At 64.2% G+C, this 17731-nt stretch carries 16 protein-coding genes; 9 read left to right on the top strand and 7 right to left on the bottom strand.

The genetic code is table 11. The features are described from left to right. Positions 1–5 precede the first annotated feature (5 nt). The 6 genes from E5554_RS21400 to E5554_RS21375 all read right to left on the bottom strand — a co-directional run bounded on the left by E5554_RS21400 (position 6) and on the right by E5554_RS21375 (position 5241). Entirely contained in the window at positions 6–500 is a 495-nt protein-coding gene (locus E5554_RS21400; RefSeq protein WP_136188015.1) for a spore coat U domain-containing protein, read from the bottom strand. Between the two features lie 11 nt (positions 501–511). Next, positions 512–2695, bottom strand: a complete 2184-nt coding sequence (locus E5554_RS21395) for a fimbria/pilus outer membrane usher protein (RefSeq protein WP_136188014.1) — start codon at positions 2693–2695, stop codon at positions 512–514. A gap of 112 nt (positions 2696–2807) precedes the next feature. Then, positions 2808–3551, bottom strand: a complete 744-nt coding sequence (locus tag E5554_RS21390; protein ID WP_136188013.1) for a fimbria/pilus periplasmic chaperone — start codon at positions 3549–3551, stop codon at positions 2808–2810. 21 nt (positions 3552–3572) lie between these two features. Then, positions 3573–4070: a spore coat U domain-containing protein gene (locus tag E5554_RS21385; RefSeq protein WP_004208307.1), complete on the bottom strand. Its 498-nt coding sequence runs from the start codon at positions 4068–4070 to the stop codon at positions 3573–3575. 133 nt (positions 4071–4203) lie between these two features. Further along, positions 4204–4476: a hypothetical protein gene (locus E5554_RS21380; RefSeq protein ID WP_017498919.1), complete on the bottom strand. Its 273-nt coding sequence runs from the start codon at positions 4474–4476 to the stop codon at positions 4204–4206. A gap of 153 nt (positions 4477–4629) precedes the next feature. Then, positions 4630–5241, bottom strand: coding sequence for a MarR family transcriptional regulator (locus tag E5554_RS21375; RefSeq protein WP_136188438.1), 612 nt, complete (start codon positions 5239–5241; stop codon positions 4630–4632). Positions 5242–5430: 189 nt separating this feature from the next. On the opposite strand from E5554_RS21375, the gene ectA reads away from it, so the two are divergent. The 8 genes from ectA (at position 5431) to E5554_RS21335 (ending at position 14052) form a co-directional block, all read left to right on the top strand. After that, positions 5431–5874: a diaminobutyrate acetyltransferase gene (gene ectA, locus E5554_RS21370; protein ID WP_247594326.1), complete on the top strand. Its 444-nt coding sequence runs from the start codon at positions 5431–5433 to the stop codon at positions 5872–5874. A gap of 14 nt (positions 5875–5888) precedes the next feature. Continuing rightward, positions 5889–7199: a diaminobutyrate--2-oxoglutarate transaminase gene (ectB, locus tag E5554_RS21365; RefSeq protein WP_136188012.1), complete on the top strand. Its 1311-nt coding sequence runs from the start codon at positions 5889–5891 to the stop codon at positions 7197–7199. A 15-nt stretch (positions 7200–7214) separates the two neighbouring features. Then, positions 7215–7628 carry an ectoine synthase gene (locus tag E5554_RS21360; RefSeq protein ID WP_069337340.1) on the top strand — a complete coding sequence of 138 codons (414 nt, stop codon included), beginning with the start codon at positions 7215–7217 and terminating at the stop codon, positions 7626–7628. Positions 7629–7804: 176 nt separating this feature from the next. Further along, positions 7805–8725: an ectoine hydroxylase gene (gene thpD, locus E5554_RS21355; protein WP_136188011.1), complete on the top strand. Its 921-nt coding sequence runs from the start codon at positions 7805–7807 to the stop codon at positions 8723–8725. After that, positions 8722–10164: an aspartate kinase gene (locus E5554_RS21350; RefSeq protein ID WP_136188010.1), complete on the top strand. Its 1443-nt coding sequence runs from the start codon at positions 8722–8724 to the stop codon at positions 10162–10164. Before thpD ends, E5554_RS21350 begins: the two co-directional genes overlap by 4 nt. A gap of 20 nt (positions 10165–10184) precedes the next feature. Continuing rightward, positions 10185–11420 carry an MFS transporter gene (locus E5554_RS21345; protein WP_136188009.1) on the top strand — a complete coding sequence of 412 codons (1236 nt, stop codon included), beginning with the start codon at positions 10185–10187 and terminating at the stop codon, positions 11418–11420. After that, positions 11417–12751: an MFS transporter gene (locus E5554_RS21340; protein WP_136188008.1), complete on the top strand. Its 1335-nt coding sequence runs from the start codon at positions 11417–11419 to the stop codon at positions 12749–12751. The genes E5554_RS21345 and E5554_RS21340 overlap by 4 nt, the downstream gene beginning before the upstream one ends. Further along, positions 12748–14052 carry a mechanosensitive ion channel family protein gene (locus tag E5554_RS21335; protein WP_136188007.1) on the top strand — a complete coding sequence of 435 codons (1305 nt, stop codon included), beginning with the start codon at positions 12748–12750 and terminating at the stop codon, positions 14050–14052. The genes E5554_RS21340 and E5554_RS21335 overlap by 4 nt, the downstream gene beginning before the upstream one ends. A gap of 72 nt (positions 14053–14124) precedes the next feature. On the opposite strand, the gene E5554_RS21330 is transcribed toward E5554_RS21335, so the two are convergent. Beyond that, complete coding sequence (locus tag E5554_RS21330; RefSeq protein ID WP_017498927.1) at positions 14125–14853, bottom strand: FadR/GntR family transcriptional regulator; 729 nt, start codon at positions 14851–14853, stop codon at positions 14125–14127. 195 nt (positions 14854–15048) lie between these two features. On the opposite strand from E5554_RS21330, the gene E5554_RS21325 reads away from it, so the two are divergent. Continuing rightward, the gene (locus E5554_RS21325; RefSeq protein WP_136188006.1) at positions 15049–17721 is read left to right on the top strand and encodes a TonB-dependent receptor; all 2673 of its coding nucleotides are present in this window, start codon (positions 15049–15051) and stop codon (positions 17719–17721) included. Positions 17722–17731: the final 10 nt, after the last annotated feature.

Here is a 17731-nt window from a genome sequence, read left to right as displayed (position 1 = left end):
CCAGATCAGAAGATGACCGTGACCAGCACCGTGTCCGAATAGCTGCCCGGCGGGACATTCTGCCCGGCCGGGATACGGCCATAGACGGTCGTGGTTTGATCCAGACTCAATAGCGCAATGAAATTGCTGGTCACCGTCTGCGATCCGCCGGTCCCATCGCCCCAGACCTGGTTGCGCGCATTGCTGGTGTAGAGATTATAGGCGAGCGTCGAGCCGCCATTGGTCAGGACGCGCGGCGCATAGGTGGACGATGTCCCCTTGCTCAGCTGGATCGTGTAGCTGCCGCCCAGCGCGACCACCAGCGAGCAGCGCACGCGCACCGTTCCCGATGAATCATTATCCCCGCTGGCGACCGGGTTGTAATTGCCGAAGCTCAGGCCGCTTGCCGATACGGTGCAGGTGCATAGGGCCAGGGGATCACACGCCGCCTGTGCGGGGGCCGCCATGATCAGGGCCGCCAGCGCGACCGCAACGGCGTAGAGGGCATGGCCAGTGCGCATCCTCATCCTCCTTATGGCACGCATGTCAGCGGCCCGATCACTGGTAGCATTTCGTCCGGCACGGCGTCGACCCGAACATGGCAGGGGCCGTCCCCCGTATCGACGGTCAGCATCATGCCGGGGTGAAGGCTGCGGATGAAGACGGCACCATCATTGCCGACAAAGGATTTTTCATCTTCCGCGGTGACGCTGGCGCCGATTTCGGCCGGCGCGCCGTCCGGCATGACGATGCGCAATGTCGCCGGATGCTCCCGGACCGCGACGAAACGTGCGCTGACGGCGCCCCGGTAGCGCGGCACCACCCTGATCTGGTCATTGGGCATCCGGATGTCGATCGGCACGTCCGCCGCCGCGATGCTGAGGCGATTGACTTCATAGGGGCGCAGGTCGGGAATGACGGCCATGCCACGGGCGTCGGTCCGCGCGACCAGGCGGTTTTCCTGATAGATGCGGACATCGGCCTGGCCGGGCACGCGCACCACGGCAAAGCCGCTTTCCACCCGGCGGGTCGGGAACAGCCAGCCATCGGCCAGCAACAGCCCGCCCTGGCCGGTGACACGCCAACCGGTTTGTCCGCCGGCACGGTCCACCTGCGCGGTCATCTCCGCCGCATTGCCGCGCCACAGAATCTCGCCCTGTTGCTGCGCATTGCTGCCGGTCGAAATCGCCGCCCGATAGCCCCAGCCTCCGCTTTGCGGCGGGGTGCTGCGCATTTCCGCCCGCACGCCACCCCGGTCGGCCTGGAGATAGGCGCTGCTGCGCGGGCCGAAGGGGATGGTCAGGTTGAAGCCGATGCTGTTTTCATGACCGCTTTCCGAAAAATGGCTGCGGATCGCGTAGGCGCTGACAAAGGCCTTGTCGCGCAGGGACAGGCTGTAATTGCCCGACAGGACGCGGGCGGACTGGCTGTCGGCATAGGTCAGGCTGGTATAGGATGCGCCGATCGTGCCCATCGTGCCCAGGCTCCATCCGGCAGAGCCCTGCACCTGTTCCACGATCCGTTCGCTGTCGCGCTCCACGCCGATTTCGCGATAGCGGTTCGACGCCCGCTGGTAACTGAGAGCGACGTTCCAGGTCGGCGCGTTGCGGGCAAAGGCCGCCCGATACAACAGGCCCTCACCGGCCTGGCTCGTCGATCCCGCTGCCGCCAGGCTGATCTCGCCGATCGGAACGATGATCATGTTGACGCCGCCGCCGGCCATGGTGACGTCGGCGCTGGCTTCGGCCCGTCCCTCGATCGTCAGCCGGTCGGTCAGGCCGCGGCGATAGGTGCCGGCCAGGAAGGGATTGTCATAGCCGAAGCTGCGCAGCCCATAGCCGCGCCGTTCGGCTCCTGCCTCCATAGACCAGGACGCCAGGCCCGCGCGCAGCAGGCGGGAACTCACATAATAGCTGGACGTGACGCGCCGCTCCACACCCAGCGGATCGCGGATCACCAGCGTCACCTGGCCGGCACCCGTGACCAGCGGCACCTGATTGATGGAGAAGGGCCCCTGGCCGACGTCGGTCTGGAAGCGTTGGGTTCCGTTCACCAGCAGCTCCACGTTCGACGGCACGGCGGCGCTGCCGGCAAGGGACGAGGTCGGAAAGGTCAGGAGGCTTGGCTGCAGGGCGAACTCGGTGCCGAAGCGCACGCCGCCAAAGCGGATCTGCCGCGTCCAGTCGCGCGCATCCGTTACGCCATCGCCGATGACGAGGCGCGTCAGGTTGATCGGATCGTCACGCAGATAATAGCTGTCCAGCCGGGTCGCCCGGCCATAGACCGTGCCGTTGCCCAGCAGCATGCTGTTCGACACCACGCCCCAGTCATCGGACAGCCCGGCCTCTACAAAGGCGCCCAGGCGCGCCTTGCCGGCATATTCGGCAGAAATGTCATAGTTGAGGAAGGCGGCGAGCATATTGTCGCTGGGGGCGGCGACGGTGCTGGCGGGCGCAACGCTGGTCGCTTCGAAGGCTTCGGGCGACACCGTCAGCAACAGGGCCTGGTTGGGCTCGTCGAAGGCGGCCGCGACGCCGCCGAGCGAGGATAGCGCGACAAAGGCGTCGCCATCGATCATCATTGCCGTGCCGGTCGGCGGGCGCATCCGCCAGGCGGCCAGATCCTTCACGCGCACCAGGAATGTGCCGGCGCGCCGCGCAAGCAGATAGTCGCCTGGCAACAGCCGGCCGTTGAGTGTGACCGAGGCCAGCATCATTGTGGGCGCCGTCGCGTCTGCCGTCGTCGCAATCGCGCCTGTCGTCGGCGCGCTGTCCTGCGCGCTGGCGATGCCGCAACTGGCCACGACGCAGGGCAGGACAAGAAGGGTGCTAGCGCGTCCCACCGGCATGGGATGCCGACTGGAGGACGAGCTCTGCGGTCAGGCTGCGCTGGCCGGTGGCCGCCTCCAGCGTCAGCTTCTCTCCGCCTCCCACCGGTCGTTGCATGTCGAACAGGAAGCTGCGTGTCGCGCCGGGAAGGATGTAGATCGATTCCTGCCTCGTTGCCAATGCGGTGCCGTCGGCCCGCTTGAGGTCAAGGCGATTGAGGTGGACGTGCGCGCTGCCTTCATTGCGTGCGGTCAGCGTGAGCTGCCTGTCATTGGTGGCGGTCAGCTGCCACGCCAGGGATGCCTGCGCACCGGGCGCGGTCACGAAGATGGGAATACTGACACGCAGCAATGTGCGGATCTCGCCAGCGGCGGTCGGGCGATCGGTCGGGATTTCCTCCAGGAAGACGCGATAGCTTTTCTCGGTCGGTGAGGCGGCCGCGCGCAGGCCGAAGCGCGCAATCTGCTGCCCGCCTGCGGCTATTTCGAACAGCGGCGGATTGGCCAGGATGTCGCGTGTTTCCTCGAACAGATCCTGCCCATTATCCTGCCGCCATGACACGACCCGCACCTGCATGCGGGCGGGGGCATCGCCGCTATTTTCGATCGTCATCGTCTCGACCGGGGTCTTGTCGTCAAGCGCGACCAGGACCGGATAGATTTTCAGCGTCGCGGCCCAGGCGGTGGTTGGCTGCGCCAGGGCGAGCAGGGTCGCCGCCGCGCGTCGTGCGAACATCTTGGGCATGGCCGCCTCGCTCCGGATCGATCAATAGACGACGTTGACGGTGATGGTGTCGCTGTAGGAACCGATCGGGACATTCTGGCCGGCCGTGATCCGGCCATAGACGGTCAGGGCATTGGTGCCGACCGGCGCCGTCGCGGCGGCGGTGTCGGTCGCAGGTGTGTTGCCCCAGTTCGTCGTGTGCGCCGAATCCTGATACAGCGCATAGCTCAGCAGATTGCTTCCGCTCGACATCTTGCGCGTGGTCACGGTCGCCCCCGATGCCGTGCCCGCGGTCAGGCCGACCGTGTAGGTGGTGCCGACCGTGCAGAGAACCGACAGGGTGGAGGTGGCGTCGGTCGGCCCGGTTGCGGTCGGGTCATAATTGCCGAACGCCAGCGCCGTCGCCGACACGACGCAGGCCTTGATCACGGTTGCGGTAACCGGGAAGGTCGTGGTGGTGGTGGCTGCCTGGGCCGTGCCTGCAAGACCCGTCAGCAGGGCCGCGGCTGCGAGGGATGCGGCCAGTTTGAAACGAAACATGTGTCCTCCAACACCTCAAGCTTTGATGGAGGGAGTATCGTCAATGTCGGTTAATAACGCGCTTTTGGGCAAAAGGCGGCTTTACCAATATTTTGCGTAAATCGCGTTCGTCGCAAGATAACGGAGCGGTCCCTCAGAACTCATAGGACAGGATGTCGTCCTGCCGGCTGTGATCCATATTGCCGCTGCGAAGGGATGCGACTGTTCCGTTGTCGCTGGACGATTTCACCATGCGATAATGATATTGTCCGCAATTTCCAGCAGCCTGTTCGCTGGAAATGCGGCAGGGCTGCACGACCACCGCGCCGACCAGCAGCGAGCCATGCGCGGCCTGCTGCGCAGGCGCAGCAGTGCCGATGGCCATCGATCCTGCAATCAGGAGGGTGCGGCCGGAATGGCGCAACATGCAAATAACCCCGTTCATCGCGCCCTCCTAACGGATCGAAGCGGCAACTGACAGCGATTCCTGACCGGCGGCCGAAGGGCAGGCGATACGTCGAATAGGGAATCTATGCATAGTCTATGAAGGGACGGTGCGGGGGCAGGGCGCAGTGGGGCGTCAAAGCGGCTCGGACCGGTCGATCCGGCCGCTGTCGAGCAGGGGCGCGGCGTCGATCGAATCTGCGTCCATCAGCATCGCCAGCCTTTCCGTCGCGGCGAGGATCATGGCCTGTTCCCAGGTGGGGAGGGCGTCGAAGCGATCGGTGAAGCGCTTCTGCAGCGGGTCGGGGGCGTCGGCCAGGGCGTCGCGGCCGGCGGGCAGCAGGGTCAGGTGAATCTGGCGCTTGTCGCGTTCGCCGCGCTGGCGCTGGACGAAGCCGAGCGCGACCAGCCGGTCGACGATCGCGGTGATCGTCGCCTGGCTGAATTGCAGCGCCTGCGCCACGGCGGACGGGGTGACGGACAGGCGCGTGTCGATTTCCCGCAGCACCAGCAATTGTGAGGGGGTGAGCCCGGTCGTCGTCGCCAGCTGACGGCTGCCGATTTCGGTCGCGCGCAGGACGCGGCGCAGCGCGCGCAGGGTCAGGGAGGCAATTTCGGAATCCATGGGAAGGCGCATAGCGCGAAGTCCCGCAAAGCGCCAACGGGGCCAAAAGTTCCTCATCATATACTTCATCATATGAAATATAATTTCGGCTTCGGGGTTGAAGGTGGCGCTGATGATCGGCATATAACCGCCCGTCTCGCCGGAGAATCTGCTTCTCCGAGTAAAATATAATTCGGGAGATGAACAATCTTCGATTCCCAAGCTACAGCGGCTGCTTCGCCGCCACGGGCTTCTGCGCGCTCTCGATCGGGCGAGGGGCAGGACATCGTCTTACGCAAGCCCGTCGCCACGGACGGGCCAGCCATCAGCGGATTGATCGCGGCCTGTCCGCCGCTTGATCCCAATTCGGCCTATTGCAACCTGCTGCAATGCACGGACTTTGCCGACAACTGCATCGTCGCCGAGCGCGGCGGTGCGGTGGTCGGCTGGGTATCGGGCTATCGCCCGCCGGCAGCGCCCGACAATCTTTTCGTGTGGCAGGTCGCGGTGTCGTCCGCCGCGCGTGGCCAGCGCCTTGCCGGGCGCATGATCGAGGCGCTGCTGGCCCGGCCCGCGCAGGCCGGCGTCACCCATCTGACGACGACCATCACCGACGATAATCGCGCCTCCTGGGCCCTGTTCCAGGGGCTGGCGCGGCGGTGGGGCGTTCGGATCGAAAAGACCGCCCGCTTTGAAGAACAGGCCCATTTTGCCGGCGCCCACGCCACCGAATGGCAGGCGCGCATCGGCCCGCTGCCGACCCCGGCACAGAGTTGAGAGAGATTGAAACCATGACCGTCACGACCCAGCCCAAACCCACCAGCACCATGCCCGACACGGCCATTTATGAGCGGCGCGAGTCCGCCGTGCGCAGCTATGCCCGCGCCATGCCGCGTCAGTTCAACCGTGCGGAAGGCGTGTGGATGCACGACAATCAGGGCGGCCGCTATCTCGATTTCCTGTCGGGTTGCTCCACGCTCAATTATGGCCACAATCACCCGGTCCTGAAGGCCGCGCTGGTCGACTATATCGCCGGCGACGGCATCACCCATGGCCTCGACCTGCACACCGATGCCAAGGCCGACTTCCTTGCCATGCTGGAGGATGTGATCCTGCGTCCCCGCGGGCTTGATTATCGCGCCATGTTCACCGGGCCGACCGGCACCAATGCGGTCGAGGCCGCGATCAAGCTGGCGCGCAAGATCACCGGTCGCGAACTGGTGATCGCCTTCACCAACGGCTTTCACGGCATGACGCTGGGCGCGCTCGCCTGCACCGGCAATGCCGCCAAGCGCGGCGGCGCGGGCGTGCCGCTGAGCCATGTCGCCCATGAACCCTATGACGGCTATCATGGTCCCAATGTCGATACCGCCGACCTACTGGAACGGCGCCTGTCCGATCCGTCGAGCGGCCTCGACGCGCCGGCCGCCATCCTGGTGGAAACGGTGCAGGGGGAAGGCGGCCTCAATGCCGCCTCGCCGCAATGGCTGCGCCGGATCGCCGAGATCGCCAGGCGCCATGGCGCGCTGATGATCGTCGACGACATCCAGGCCGGCTGTGGCCGCACCGGCAATTTCTTCAGCTTCGAAGGCATGGGCTTCACCCCCGACATCGTCACCATGGCGAAGTCGCTGTCGGGCATGGGCCTGCCCTTCGCGCTCACCCTGTTCCGTCCGGAACTGGATCAATGGGCGCCGGGTGAACATAATGGCACCTTCCGAGGCAATAACCATGCCTTCGTCACCGCCACCGCCGCGCTGCGCCATTTCTGGGGCGATGCGCAGTTCGAACAGGATATCGCCCGTCGCGGCGCGCTGCTGGAACGGCGGCTGGACGCGATGGCGGCCGAACATGGCCTGTCGACGCGCGGCCGCGGCATGATGCGCGGCATCGACGTCGGATCGGGCGAAGTCGCTCAGACCATCACCGCCGCCTGCTTTGCGCAGGGGCTCATCATCGAAACCAGCGGCGCGCATGACGAGATCGTCAAGATACTGGCGCCCCTCGTGATCGAGGACGCCGTGCTGTCGGCCGGGCTCGACATTCTCGAGGAGAGCATCCGGTCCGCGCTGACCGTCACCTATGGCGTCGCCGCAGAATAAGAGGAGATTTCAGACATGATCGTTCGCAAGCTTCAGGACATCCGCAAGTCCGACCGCAATGTGAAGTCCAAGGGCTGGGAAAGCGCCCGCCTTCTGCTGAAGGACGACAATATGGGCTTTTCCTTCCACGTCACCACCATGTACGCGGGCGAGGAACTGCACATGCACTACCAGAACCATCTGGAGGCGGTGCTGGTGCTCAAGGGCACCGGCACGATCGAGGATCTGGGCACCGGCATCACCCATCAGCTGGCGCCCGGCGTCATGTATGCGCTCAATGCCCATGACCAGCATATCGTGCGGCCGGAAACCGATATCCTGTGCGCCTGCACCTTCAATCCGCCGGTCACCGGCAAGGAAGTGCATGACGAGAATGGCGCCTATCCCGCCGATAGCAGCGCCGCGCGCGAGCCTGCGCTGGCCGACTGATGCGTGACGCTCCGGCATTTTCAAAGCAGATGGCCACATCTGCTGACTCGGAAAATGCGGACAACAACGAAAATTGGAGCTTGATCCGATTCAGTATGAACGGATCAAGCTCTGGCTTGGGCGCTGCCCGAGCCTGCCACGCCCTTATTACCTTAGTTTGAAAAAGGGGGAGTCCCATGAAAGACCTCTACCCGTCCCGCCATGCCGACATGGCGGAATTCCTGCCGCGCCACGATCCGGTCGTCCATGCCGACTGGAGCGCCGGCGCGCCGATCAGCCGCGACCAAGCCGATGCCTTCGAGCGCGACGGCTATCTGGTGCTGGAAGACATTTTCTCCGACGCGGAAGTCGCCTTCCTGCAGCACGAGGCCCGCAAGCTGCTGGCTGATCCCGATGCGCTGGAAGCCGAAACGGTGATCACCGAACCGGGCGGCAAGGAAGTCCGTTCCATCTTCCGCATTCATGCCCAGAGCCGGGTGATCGAGCGGCTGGCGGCGGACAGCCGCCTGGCTGGCGTGGCCCGCTTCCTGCTGGGTGACGATGTCTATATCCACCAGTCACGGCTCAATTATAAGCCCGGTTTCCAGGGCAAGGAATTCTACTGGCACAGTGATTTCGAGACCTGGCATGTGGAGGATGGCATGCCGCGCATGCGCGCGCTGTCCATGTCCGTGCTGCTGGCGGAAAACACGCCGCACAACGGCCCGTTGATGCTGATCCCCGGATCGCATCGCCAGTATCTGACCTGCGTCGGCGAGACGCCCGAAGACCATTATCGCCAGTCGCTCAAGCGCCAGGAATATGGCGTCCCCGACGAGGACAGCCTGGCCGAGCTGGCGCATCATCATGGCATCGTCGCGCCGACCGGCAAGCCCGGATCGGTGGTGATCTTCGACTGCAACATCATGCACGGGTCGAACGGCAACATCACGCCGTTCCCGCGCGCCAATGCCTTTCTGGTCTATAATGCGGTGTCCAACCGGCTGGAGGCGCCCTTTGGTGTCGACCGGCCGCGCCCTGCGTTTATCGCCGCGCGCGGCGAAACGCCGGTTATCACGCCGATCAGCGGCCCCCTGATGCAGGAGGCGCTGGCATGAGTAGCCTGCATAGCGTCGAGAAGATCGGCGGCACCTCCATGGCCGCGACCGCGACATTGTTCGACAATGTGCTGATCGCCGGCCGCAAGGGCGCGGACCTTTACAACCGCATCTTCGTCGTGTCGGCCTATGCCGGCATGACCGACCTGCTGCTGGAGCACAAGAAAAGCGGCGAACCGGGTGTCTATGCCCGTTTCGTGGCGGACGAGGATGCGGATGGCTGGCGCCAGGCGATGGAGGCGGTGCGCCGCGCCATGCAGGAGCGCAATGCGACGATGTTCGTCCGCGCCGACCGGCTGGTGGAGGCCAATGCCTTTGTCGACATGCGGATCGATGCGGTCGCCGCCTGTCTTGACGATCTGGCGCGGCTGCGCAGCCATGGTCGCTTCTGCGTCAAGGAACAGCTGGTGACGGTGCGCGAACTGCTTGCGGGGCTGGGCGAAGCGCATAGCGCGCATTCGACCGCGCTGCTGCTGCGCGACCGGGGCGTGAATGCGCAGTTTGTCGACCTGACCCTGTGGGACCAGCAGGACATGCGCGAACTGGACGACCGGATCGGCCAAGCGTTCGCGCCGATCGATCTGGCGACCACCCTGCCGATCGTCACCGGCTATGCCGGATGCAGCGAGGGCATGGTGCGCCTTTATGCCCGTGGCTATTCGGAAATGACCTTTTCGCGCATCGCCGTGCTGACGAAGGCGCACGAGGCGATCATCCACAAGGAGTTCCACCTGTCGAGTGCGGACCCGCGCCTGGTCGGCACGGACAAGGCGCGCAAGATCGGCCGGACCAATTATGATGTGGCGGACCAGCTTGCCAATCTGGGGATGGAGGCGATCCATCCCGGCGCGGGCAGGGGGCTGCGCCAGACCGACATTCCGCTGCGGGTGCGCAACACGTTCGATCGGGAAGATGGCGGGACGCTGATCTGTGGCGCCTATGTCTCCGACACGCCGCGCGTCGAGATCGTCACCGGCGTGCGCCAAGCGCAGGCGCTCCAGTTCTTCGAGCAGGATATGGTCGGCGTGAAAGGCTATGACGCGGCGATATTGGATGCGCTGGCCCGCCATGGCGCCTGGATCGTCAGCAAGGCGTCCAACGCCAACACCATCACCCATTATCTGTCCGCCGATGCGGCGACGGTGAAGCGGGTGATCGCGGATTTGCAGGCGCGCTATCCCGACGCTGCCATATCGGCCCAGCCGGTGGCGATTGTGTCGGTCATCGGCAGCGACATATCCCGGCCGGGGCTGGTGCCCGATGCCCTGCAGGCGCTGGCCGATGCCCATGTGCCGATCGTCGCGATGCAGCACCAGATCCGCAATGTCGATGTGCAGTTCATCGTCGATGTCGATCATTATGAGACCGCCGTGGGCGCGCTGCACCGCGCCCTGGTGGAGGACGGGGCGGAACCGGCGGAGGATCGGCGCGCGGCCTGATCCGCACCCGATTGTCCTCCATGTTCGCCGCGATCCACCCCGTCCGCAGCCTGCTGCTCGCCATCTTCATGCTGATGGCGGGCAGCGGCTTCCTGTCCACGCTGATCGGCCTGCGGCTGGAGCGGGCAGGGGCGGGCACGATGGCGATCGGTGCGGTCGCCACCGCCTATTTCGGTGGACTTGTGGTGGGCGCGTTGCGGGCCGGGGCGATCGTGCGACAAGTGGGGCATATCCGCGCCTTCGCCGCCTTCGTCTCGCTGCTGTCGGCCAGCACATTGGCCTATGCGCTGGTCCAGTATCCGCTCTTCTGGGCTTGCTTGCGCCTGATCGACGGCATCTGCGTCGCGGGCGTGTTTATTTGCCTTGAAAGCTGGCTCAACGACCGGGCGGAGGCGGAAACGCGCGGCAGCGTGCTCGCCGCCTATATGGTCGCCCTCTATTCGGGGCAGGCGGTCGGGCAATTGCTGCTGGGCGCCAGCGGTGCGTTGCCGGCGGTGCCATTCCAGATCGCCTCCATCCTCATTTCCCTGGCCATCATCCCGCTCTGCCTGACGCGCAGCAGCGCCCCCGCGCCGGTCGATGCGCAGGCCTTCACCATCCGCGCCCTCTATGCCGCGTCACCGCTCGGCACGGTCGGCTCGGTCGCGACCGGGCTGATGCTGGGCGCCTTCTATGGCATGGCGGCGGTGCATGTGCGCCGGCTGGGGCTGGATCTTGGCGCGACCGCCAGTTTCATGATGATCGTCATCCTGGGCGGCGTCGCGCTGCAATGGCCGCTGGGGCGCCTGTCGGACCGGCTCGACCGGCGTCGGGTGATCGTCGGCTGCTTTGCCGCGACGCTGGCGGTCTGTACGGTGCTGGCGATGCTGGTGTCGGGCGGCCCGCTGCTGCTGGCGCTTGGCGGCCTGTTCGGCGGCCTCAGTTTCGCCCTCTATCCGCTCTGCGTCGCCCATTGCAACGACCGGCTGCTGGCGACCGAGCGGGTCGCGGCGAGCGGTCGGCTGGTGCTGCTCTATTCGGTCGGCGCGGCGATCGGTCCGCTCGGCGCTGCCCTGCTGATGAGCCTGGCGCCGACGAGCGGCCTCTTTCTCTTCATTGCCCTGTGTGCCGGCGCGACGCTGGCCTTCGGCCTCCGGCGCCAGACGGCGACCCCGCCCGTGCCGGTGCCCGACCAGCAGGACTTCCAGATCGTGCCGCGGACCACGCCGGTGGCTTCGCTGCTCGATCCCAATACCGTAGACGGACAGACCGAATGACCGCTTCCGCCGTTCCTGCCAGCCCTGCTGCCCCGGTGCAGGCCGACAAGGCCACCCTGCGCCGGGCCATCGCCGCGTCGGCGCTGGGCAATGCCACTGAATGGTTCGACTATGGCATCTATGCCTATGGCGTGACCTATATTTCTGCCGCGCTCTTTCCCGGCGAGGTGGACGATGCCATTCTGTTCGCGCTGGCGACCTTTGCCATTTCCTTCCTCGTCCGGCCGCTTGGTGGCCTGTTCTGGGGACCGCTGGGTGACCGGCTGGGGCGCAAGTCGGTGCTGGCGTTGACCATATTGCTGATGTCGGGCGCGACGCTGGCCGTCGGCCTCATCCCTTCCTATGCGCAGATCGGCTGGGCTGCGCCCGCGCTGCTCATCATCCTGCGCATGGTGCAGGGCTTTTCCACTGGCGGCGAATATGGCGGGGCCGCGACCTTCATGGCCGAATATGCGCCCGACGCCCGACGCGGCTTCTATGGCAGCTTTCTGGAGTTCGGTACGCTCGCCGGCTTCTCCTTCGGTGCGGCGCTGATGCTGGGTTTTTCGTTGCTGCTGGGGGATGCGGTCATGCACGCCTGGGGCTGGCGAATTCCCTTCCTGGTGGCCGCGCCCATGGGCCTCATCGGCATGTATCTGCGGTCGAGGATGGAGGACACGCCGGTCTTCCGCGATCAGGCGGCCGAAGGCCGCGGATCGCCGTCCCTTTCCCGGCTGCTGCGCGATCATAAGCGGCCGATGCTGGTCGTGGGCGGGCTGGTCGTGGCGCTCAACGTCGTCAATTATACGCTGCTCAGCTACATGCCGACCTATTTGCAGCGCCGCATCGGCCTGTCCCCGGACGAGGCGCTGGTGGTGCCGATCATCGGCATGCTCTTCATGATGGTCTTCCTGCCGATCGCCGGCCATATGTCCGATCGGATCGGGCGGCGGCCGATGTGGCGGCTGTCGCTCATTGGCCTGCTGGTCGCGGTGGTGCCGCTCTACACGCTGATGGCGACGGGCCTGGTCGGTGCGATCATCGGCTTTGTCCTGCTCGGCCTGCTCTATGTGCCGCAACTGGCGACGATTTCGGCGACCTTCCCGGCGCTGTTCCCCACCATCGCACGCTTCGCTGGCTTCGCGATCGCCTATAATCTGTCGACATCGCTGTTCGGCGGCACGGCGCCGGCGATCGGCAGCGCGCTGATCGGCGCGACCGGCAATGAACTCATGCCTGCCTTCTACATGATGGCGGCCTGCATCATCGGCCTGATTGCGCTCCGCTTCATGCCGGAAACGGCAGGCCGGTCGCTCCATGACGATCCGTTCGAAGGCGAGCGTGCCGCATGATCAGCCATCTCTATATCGCGTCGGACAGCCTCCAGATCCTGACCCGCGGCTATGTCGAGAATGTCTGGTTGCAGGCCATGACGGGATTGCTGCTGCTTGGCGCATTCGCCTGGGCGGCCAACTGGGTGGCCAAGCGTATCGTCCTGACCCTGTTGCTGCGACTGATCGATCATCTGCCGTTCCGGGTCGAGACCGCGCATATTGGTGCCGTCGTCGCGCGCCTGTCCAACATCGTGCCGGCGCTCATCATCCAGTCGGGCGTCGCCGCCGTCCCGCATCTGCCGGTCAGGCTCGCCGGCTTCATCGCCAGCCTGTGCGCCGCCTTCATCATCCTGACGCTGGCCATCGCCTTGAGCGGCCTGCTGACGCTCGGCAACGACCTGTATCAGCGCCGCCCTGACGCTGCGAACCGGCCGATCAAGGGCTATGTGCAGGTGGCTAAGCTGCTGGTCTATGCCGCGGCGAGCATCCTGATGATCGCGGCGCTAATGGACCAGTCGCCCTTGCTGCTATTGTCGGGGCTGGGGGCGATGGCGGCCGTGCTGATGCTGGTGTTCAAGGACACGATCCTGTCGCTGGTCGCATCCGTGCAGATCGGCTCCAACGACATGATCCGGGTGGGCGACTGGATCGAGATGCCGCAGCTCGACGCCAATGGCGATGTTATCGATATCGCGCTGCATACGGTGAAGGTCCAGAATTTCGATCGCACCATCACCACCATCCCGACGCACAGGCTGATCAGCGAGAGTTTTCGCAACTGGCGCGGGATGCAGGAATCGGGCGGCCGCCGGATCATGCGGGCGCTGGTGATCGACCAGAACAGTGTCGGCTTTCTCGATGAGGCAGGGTTTGATGCCGTCGCACGCTTCGGCCTGCTCCGAACCTATCTGCATGACAAGCAGCATGACCTGTCACGCTGGAATGGGGACCATGCGGCGGACAACAGGTTGGATGGCCGGCGGCTGACCAATATCGGCACCTTTCGCGCCTATGTGCTGGCCTATCTGCGCGCGCATCCGAATATTCGCGCCGACCAGACCCTGCTGGTGCGCCAGCTGGCGCCCAGCGAACATGGACTGCCGCTGGAAATCTACGCCTTCGCCAACAGCATCGTCTGGGCCGAATATGAAGGCATACAGGCCGATATTTTCGACCATCTGATCGCGATCCTGCCCGAATTCGGGCTGCGCCTGTTCCAGCGGCCTGCGGGAAGCGATCTGGGGCAGCTCATGTCGGGCACCCGGATATGGAACGGGCAGGGCGCGCTCGAAGCGCGAGCGCTGTGTCAGGTGGGGTGAACGGCGCGGGTTGTTCCGTTCGGTCTGCTGCCGGATACTGCAATATCTGGTATGAGAAATAGTTTTTCTCGTTCACAGCATGCCGGCATCGCTCGATGCATTGCCGATCAGCAGCAGCATTTTCGAACGTGCATCCTCACCGTCTCCTCGCATGATCGCGTCGAAAACGGCGTCATGGTCGGGCATCGGATCGCGCGACTCCTGGCGCTCATCGCGCGCAAAGCGCGTGGTCCAGGCAACTACCGCCGTGACCGATGTCGCGAGCGTGATGAGGGATTCATTGCGGGTTGCGAGCAGGATCTGGCGGTGAAAATTCTGGTCGGCTGCGCGTCCCTCCATCGTCTGGAGTCCGCAGCGCCGCATTTCCTCGAGCGCATGACCCATGCGTGAAATGTCCTGCGTATCACGGCGGAGCGCTGCAAACTGGGCCGCGGCCGGCTCCACCACGATACGCAATTCGAAGATGTCGCGGAGAAACTCGGGCGTGGGTCCGGCTTCGAACATCCATGCAAGAACGTCCAGGTCCAGCATGTTCCAGCGAAGCCGGTCGTTGATGCGCGTGCCGCTCTTCGTCCGGCTATGGACCAGCCCCTTGGCTGACAGGACGCGGACCGCCTCACGATAGGCGGTCCGCGAGATGCCCTGTTCGGCGCTATAGCGCTCCTCGCCTGGCAATATGTCTCCCGGCTGATAGCGGCCGCCCACGATGGCGATGCCCAGGTCATGCGCGATCCTGTCGTGCACGGCGCGCTGGGGCTGGCTGGCGGGGCGGGACAGTGGGTGCTCATCTGCTTGCGTCATAGGTTCTCGTCCGATTTGCGGCTGCGATCGTCAAGCCAGATCCGACATTTGCCAGAACTGGTATGAGGAAAAGTGGAGAATTTTCGACATGTCCCTATTACTCCGTCAAAATATCGCTTGAAACCACCTTTAATTCGCATAATCTAGTATGAGAAATAAAAATGACTCGGAGGGATTGCTGTGATGAAAGGCGCTATGAAGCTGTCCATCTCATTGGTCGCGTTGCTGGCGGCGCAAGAGGCCGTGGCACAGGGTGATGCGGAGGCGAGCGGGACGGGCGTGAGCGATGTCGACATCATCGTCACCGGCATGCGAGCCAGCCTTTCGTCGGCACAAAACATCAAGCGTAATGCGCAGCAGTTGGTGGATTCCGTCGTTGCCGAGGATATCGGCAAGCTACCCGACAACAATGTGGTCGAGGCGCTTCAGCGCGTGCCCGGCATCCAGGTTTCGCCCCGCGCGCGCGGCGAATCCGCGACCGTGCTGATCCGTGGCCTTCCCGACGTCGTGACATTGGTCAACGGCCGCAACATCTTCAGTACCACCGGCCGTTCCCTGTCGCTGGCCGATGTGCCGGCAGACCTGGTTGCCGGCGTCGACGTCTACAAATCGCGTTCCGCCGATCAACTGGAAGGCGGCATTGCCGGGCTCATCAACGTGCGCACCCGCCGGCCCTTCGACTTCAAGGGGCTGGAAGTCGCGCTGGCCGGACGCGAAGTCTATAGCGAGCAGCCCGATACGATCGATCCCTATGCCAGCGCGCTCATCAGCAATCGCTGGTCGACCGGCATCGGCGAGATTGGCGCATTGGTGAGCGTCTCCTACCACAAGACCCGCTATCGCGACTTCACGGTCTATAGCGGCGGATATTTCGGCTATAATCTCGACAATAGCCGCGCGCCCTACACCCCAGGCGTCCCGCTCGACCCGCGCGGTAACGGCGCAAATGACCCTGCCGTGTTTCGGACCGACGTTATCGGTGCCTTCGATCGGATCGGCACCCGGACCCGCCCGGCCGTCAATGCCACGCTGCAATGGGCGCCGGATGATCGCCTGACCATTCATGCCGACGGCCTTTTCTACGGCTATCGCGAACGCGGCAACGGCAATCAGAATTTCACGTCGATGAACGGCACATTGCGCTCGCCGCTCGCATTCGTGGGCGATACCAAGCTGGTAGAATCGCTCAGCATCAGCGGCGGGCGTGTCGCCAATTTCGGCACGGCCTACCGAAACAAGGCGGATCGCTGGCAAGGGGCGATCGGTGCGGATTGGGAGGCCAACGACTGGAAGGCCGCGACGGAACTGTCCTACACAAGGTCTAAGGCCACCGATGTCGGCAATAATCTGGACGTCGACTTCATCGCGTCCCGCACCGATGCCGTCTTCAATGATGGATCGGGCACCCCCTATTTCTCCCTACCCAATGACGACATTGCCGATCCGGACCGCTATTATCTGTCTCGCCTGTCCACCACGCGCACGATCGGCGACGGCAGGGAATGGGCCTGGCGGGGCGATCTCTCCTACCGCGCGCCTTTCCTGATCTTTTCCGGGCTGGATACGGGCCTTCGGATCAGCCAGCGCGATGCGCAGTCGGACAGTTTCACCCAGACCGTGAATTGCGGTCCGGCGGTTTCGGTCAAATGCTATGCTGTCAAGGCGGACAGCCTGCCGGGGCTGATGACGGTGACACCTGGCGGATTCGATACGGGAACCGGCAAGTTCGTGGAGCAATGGGCAACGCCGGGCACCGACTATCTGCTGAACAATATCGGATCGCTGCGGCAATTATTCGGTCTCGCGCCCGGCGATCCGGCTTTCCAGGATACCCAGCATTTCGACATCAAGGAGAAAAACCAGGCCGGCTATGGCCAGGCCAATATCGAGGTCGGACAACTGGACGGGCAGGTCGGCGTGCGCGTGATCCGCACCGACATCAAATCCAATGCCTTCCTGGTTCTGCGCGGCGCCACCTCACCCGTCACGATCCGGAACAAGAGCACGGATGTGTTGCCCAGCCTGGCGCTGCGCTACAAGCTAAAGGACAATCTCTTCCTGCGCTTCGCTGCCAGCAAGACGATCACGCGCCCGAGCTTCACACAGCTCAATCCGGCGCTCACTTTGACGCCACCGGTACCCGGTCAGCAACCGTTCGGCCGGGGAACGAGCGGCAACGCCGATCTGAAACCGATCCGCTCCGACAATTACGACCTGTCGCTCGAATGGTATATCGACCGTTCCAGCTCGATCACCGCCACGATCTTCCGTCGCGACGTCAAGGGCTTCATCCAGTCGGTTACCAGCAATTTCGACATCGATTATCTGGGCGCCGACAATGGCGTCTATCAGATCACCCGCCCGGAAAATTCCGGTTCGGGACGCCTGCAGGGAATTGAGGGCGGCTTCACCTTCTTCCCCAAGGGACTGCCCCAGTGGCTGGACGGCATCGGCATCAGCGCCAACGGCACCTATATCGATGGCAACAACAAGGCGCTCTCGCCGCTGCCCGGCGTCACCGGCTATATGGACATCCCCTTCCAGAATGTGTCCAAATATTCCGGCACCGCCACCTTCATCTATGAAAAGGGCGGCTTTTCCGGGCGGGCCTCCTATGTCTGGCGCGACAAATATAATGCCGGCCTGCATTTTACCGGGGTCAATCCCAGTTTCATCACGAACGGCGCGATCAGCAATCTGGACCTGTCTTTGTCCTACGAGATCAATCCCCAGTTTACGGTCGTGTTCGACGCGACCAACATTCTGAAAAATCTCTATCAAACCTCGTTCAACGACCCCAATCTCTATCCGCGCGATACCGTTCTCTACACGCGCACCTTCGCCCTTGGTTTCCGGGCAAAGCTTTGAACAAGCCCAT

The organism is Sphingobium sp. PAMC28499, assembly GCF_004795815.1.
In the GTDB taxonomy this organism is placed as follows: domain Bacteria; phylum Pseudomonadota; class Alphaproteobacteria; order Sphingomonadales; family Sphingomonadaceae; genus Sphingobium; species Sphingobium yanoikuyae.
This window is presented reverse-complemented; position numbering and strand designations above follow the sequence as displayed.

What these genes read in the sequence shown, in the direction of transcription:
- E5554_RS21395 (WP_136188014.1), bottom strand. Translation starts at nt 2,695, where the DNA reads ATGATGCTGGCCTCGGTCACACTCAACGGCCGGCTGTTGCCAGGCGAC.
- E5554_RS21335 (WP_136188007.1), top strand. Translation starts at nt 12,748, where the DNA reads ATGATCAGCCATCTCTATATCGCGTCGGACAGCCTCCAGATCCTGACC.
- thpD (WP_136188011.1), top strand. Translation starts at nt 7,805, where the DNA reads ATGAAAGACCTCTACCCGTCCCGCCATGCCGACATGGCGGAATTCCTG.
- E5554_RS21400 (WP_136188015.1), bottom strand. Translation starts at nt 500, where the DNA reads ATGCGCACTGGCCATGCCCTCTACGCCGTTGCGGTCGCGCTGGCGGCC.
- E5554_RS21325 (WP_136188006.1), top strand. Translation starts at nt 15,049, where the DNA reads ATGAAGCTGTCCATCTCATTGGTCGCGTTGCTGGCGGCGCAAGAGGCC.
- E5554_RS21380 (WP_017498919.1), bottom strand. Translation starts at nt 4,476, where the DNA reads ATGTTGCGCCATTCCGGCCGCACCCTCCTGATTGCAGGATCGATGGCC.
- E5554_RS21390 (WP_136188013.1), bottom strand. Translation starts at nt 3,551, where the DNA reads ATGCCCAAGATGTTCGCACGACGCGCGGCGGCGACCCTGCTCGCCCTG.
- E5554_RS21330 (WP_017498927.1), bottom strand. Translation starts at nt 14,853, where the DNA reads ATGACGCAAGCAGATGAGCACCCACTGTCCCGCCCCGCCAGCCAGCCC.
- E5554_RS21375 (WP_136188438.1), bottom strand. Translation starts at nt 5,241, where the DNA reads ATGCCGATCATCAGCGCCACCTTCAACCCCGAAGCCGAAATTATATTT.
- E5554_RS21385 (WP_004208307.1), bottom strand. Translation starts at nt 4,070, where the DNA reads ATGTTTCGTTTCAAACTGGCCGCATCCCTCGCAGCCGCGGCCCTGCTG.
- E5554_RS21360 (WP_069337340.1), top strand. Translation starts at nt 7,215, where the DNA reads ATGATCGTTCGCAAGCTTCAGGACATCCGCAAGTCCGACCGCAATGTG.
- ectB (WP_136188012.1), top strand. Translation starts at nt 5,889, where the DNA reads ATGACCGTCACGACCCAGCCCAAACCCACCAGCACCATGCCCGACACG.
- E5554_RS21345 (WP_136188009.1), top strand. Translation starts at nt 10,185, where the DNA reads ATGTTCGCCGCGATCCACCCCGTCCGCAGCCTGCTGCTCGCCATCTTC.
- E5554_RS21340 (WP_136188008.1), top strand. Translation starts at nt 11,417, where the DNA reads ATGACCGCTTCCGCCGTTCCTGCCAGCCCTGCTGCCCCGGTGCAGGCC.
- E5554_RS21350 (WP_136188010.1), top strand. Translation starts at nt 8,722, where the DNA reads ATGAGTAGCCTGCATAGCGTCGAGAAGATCGGCGGCACCTCCATGGCC.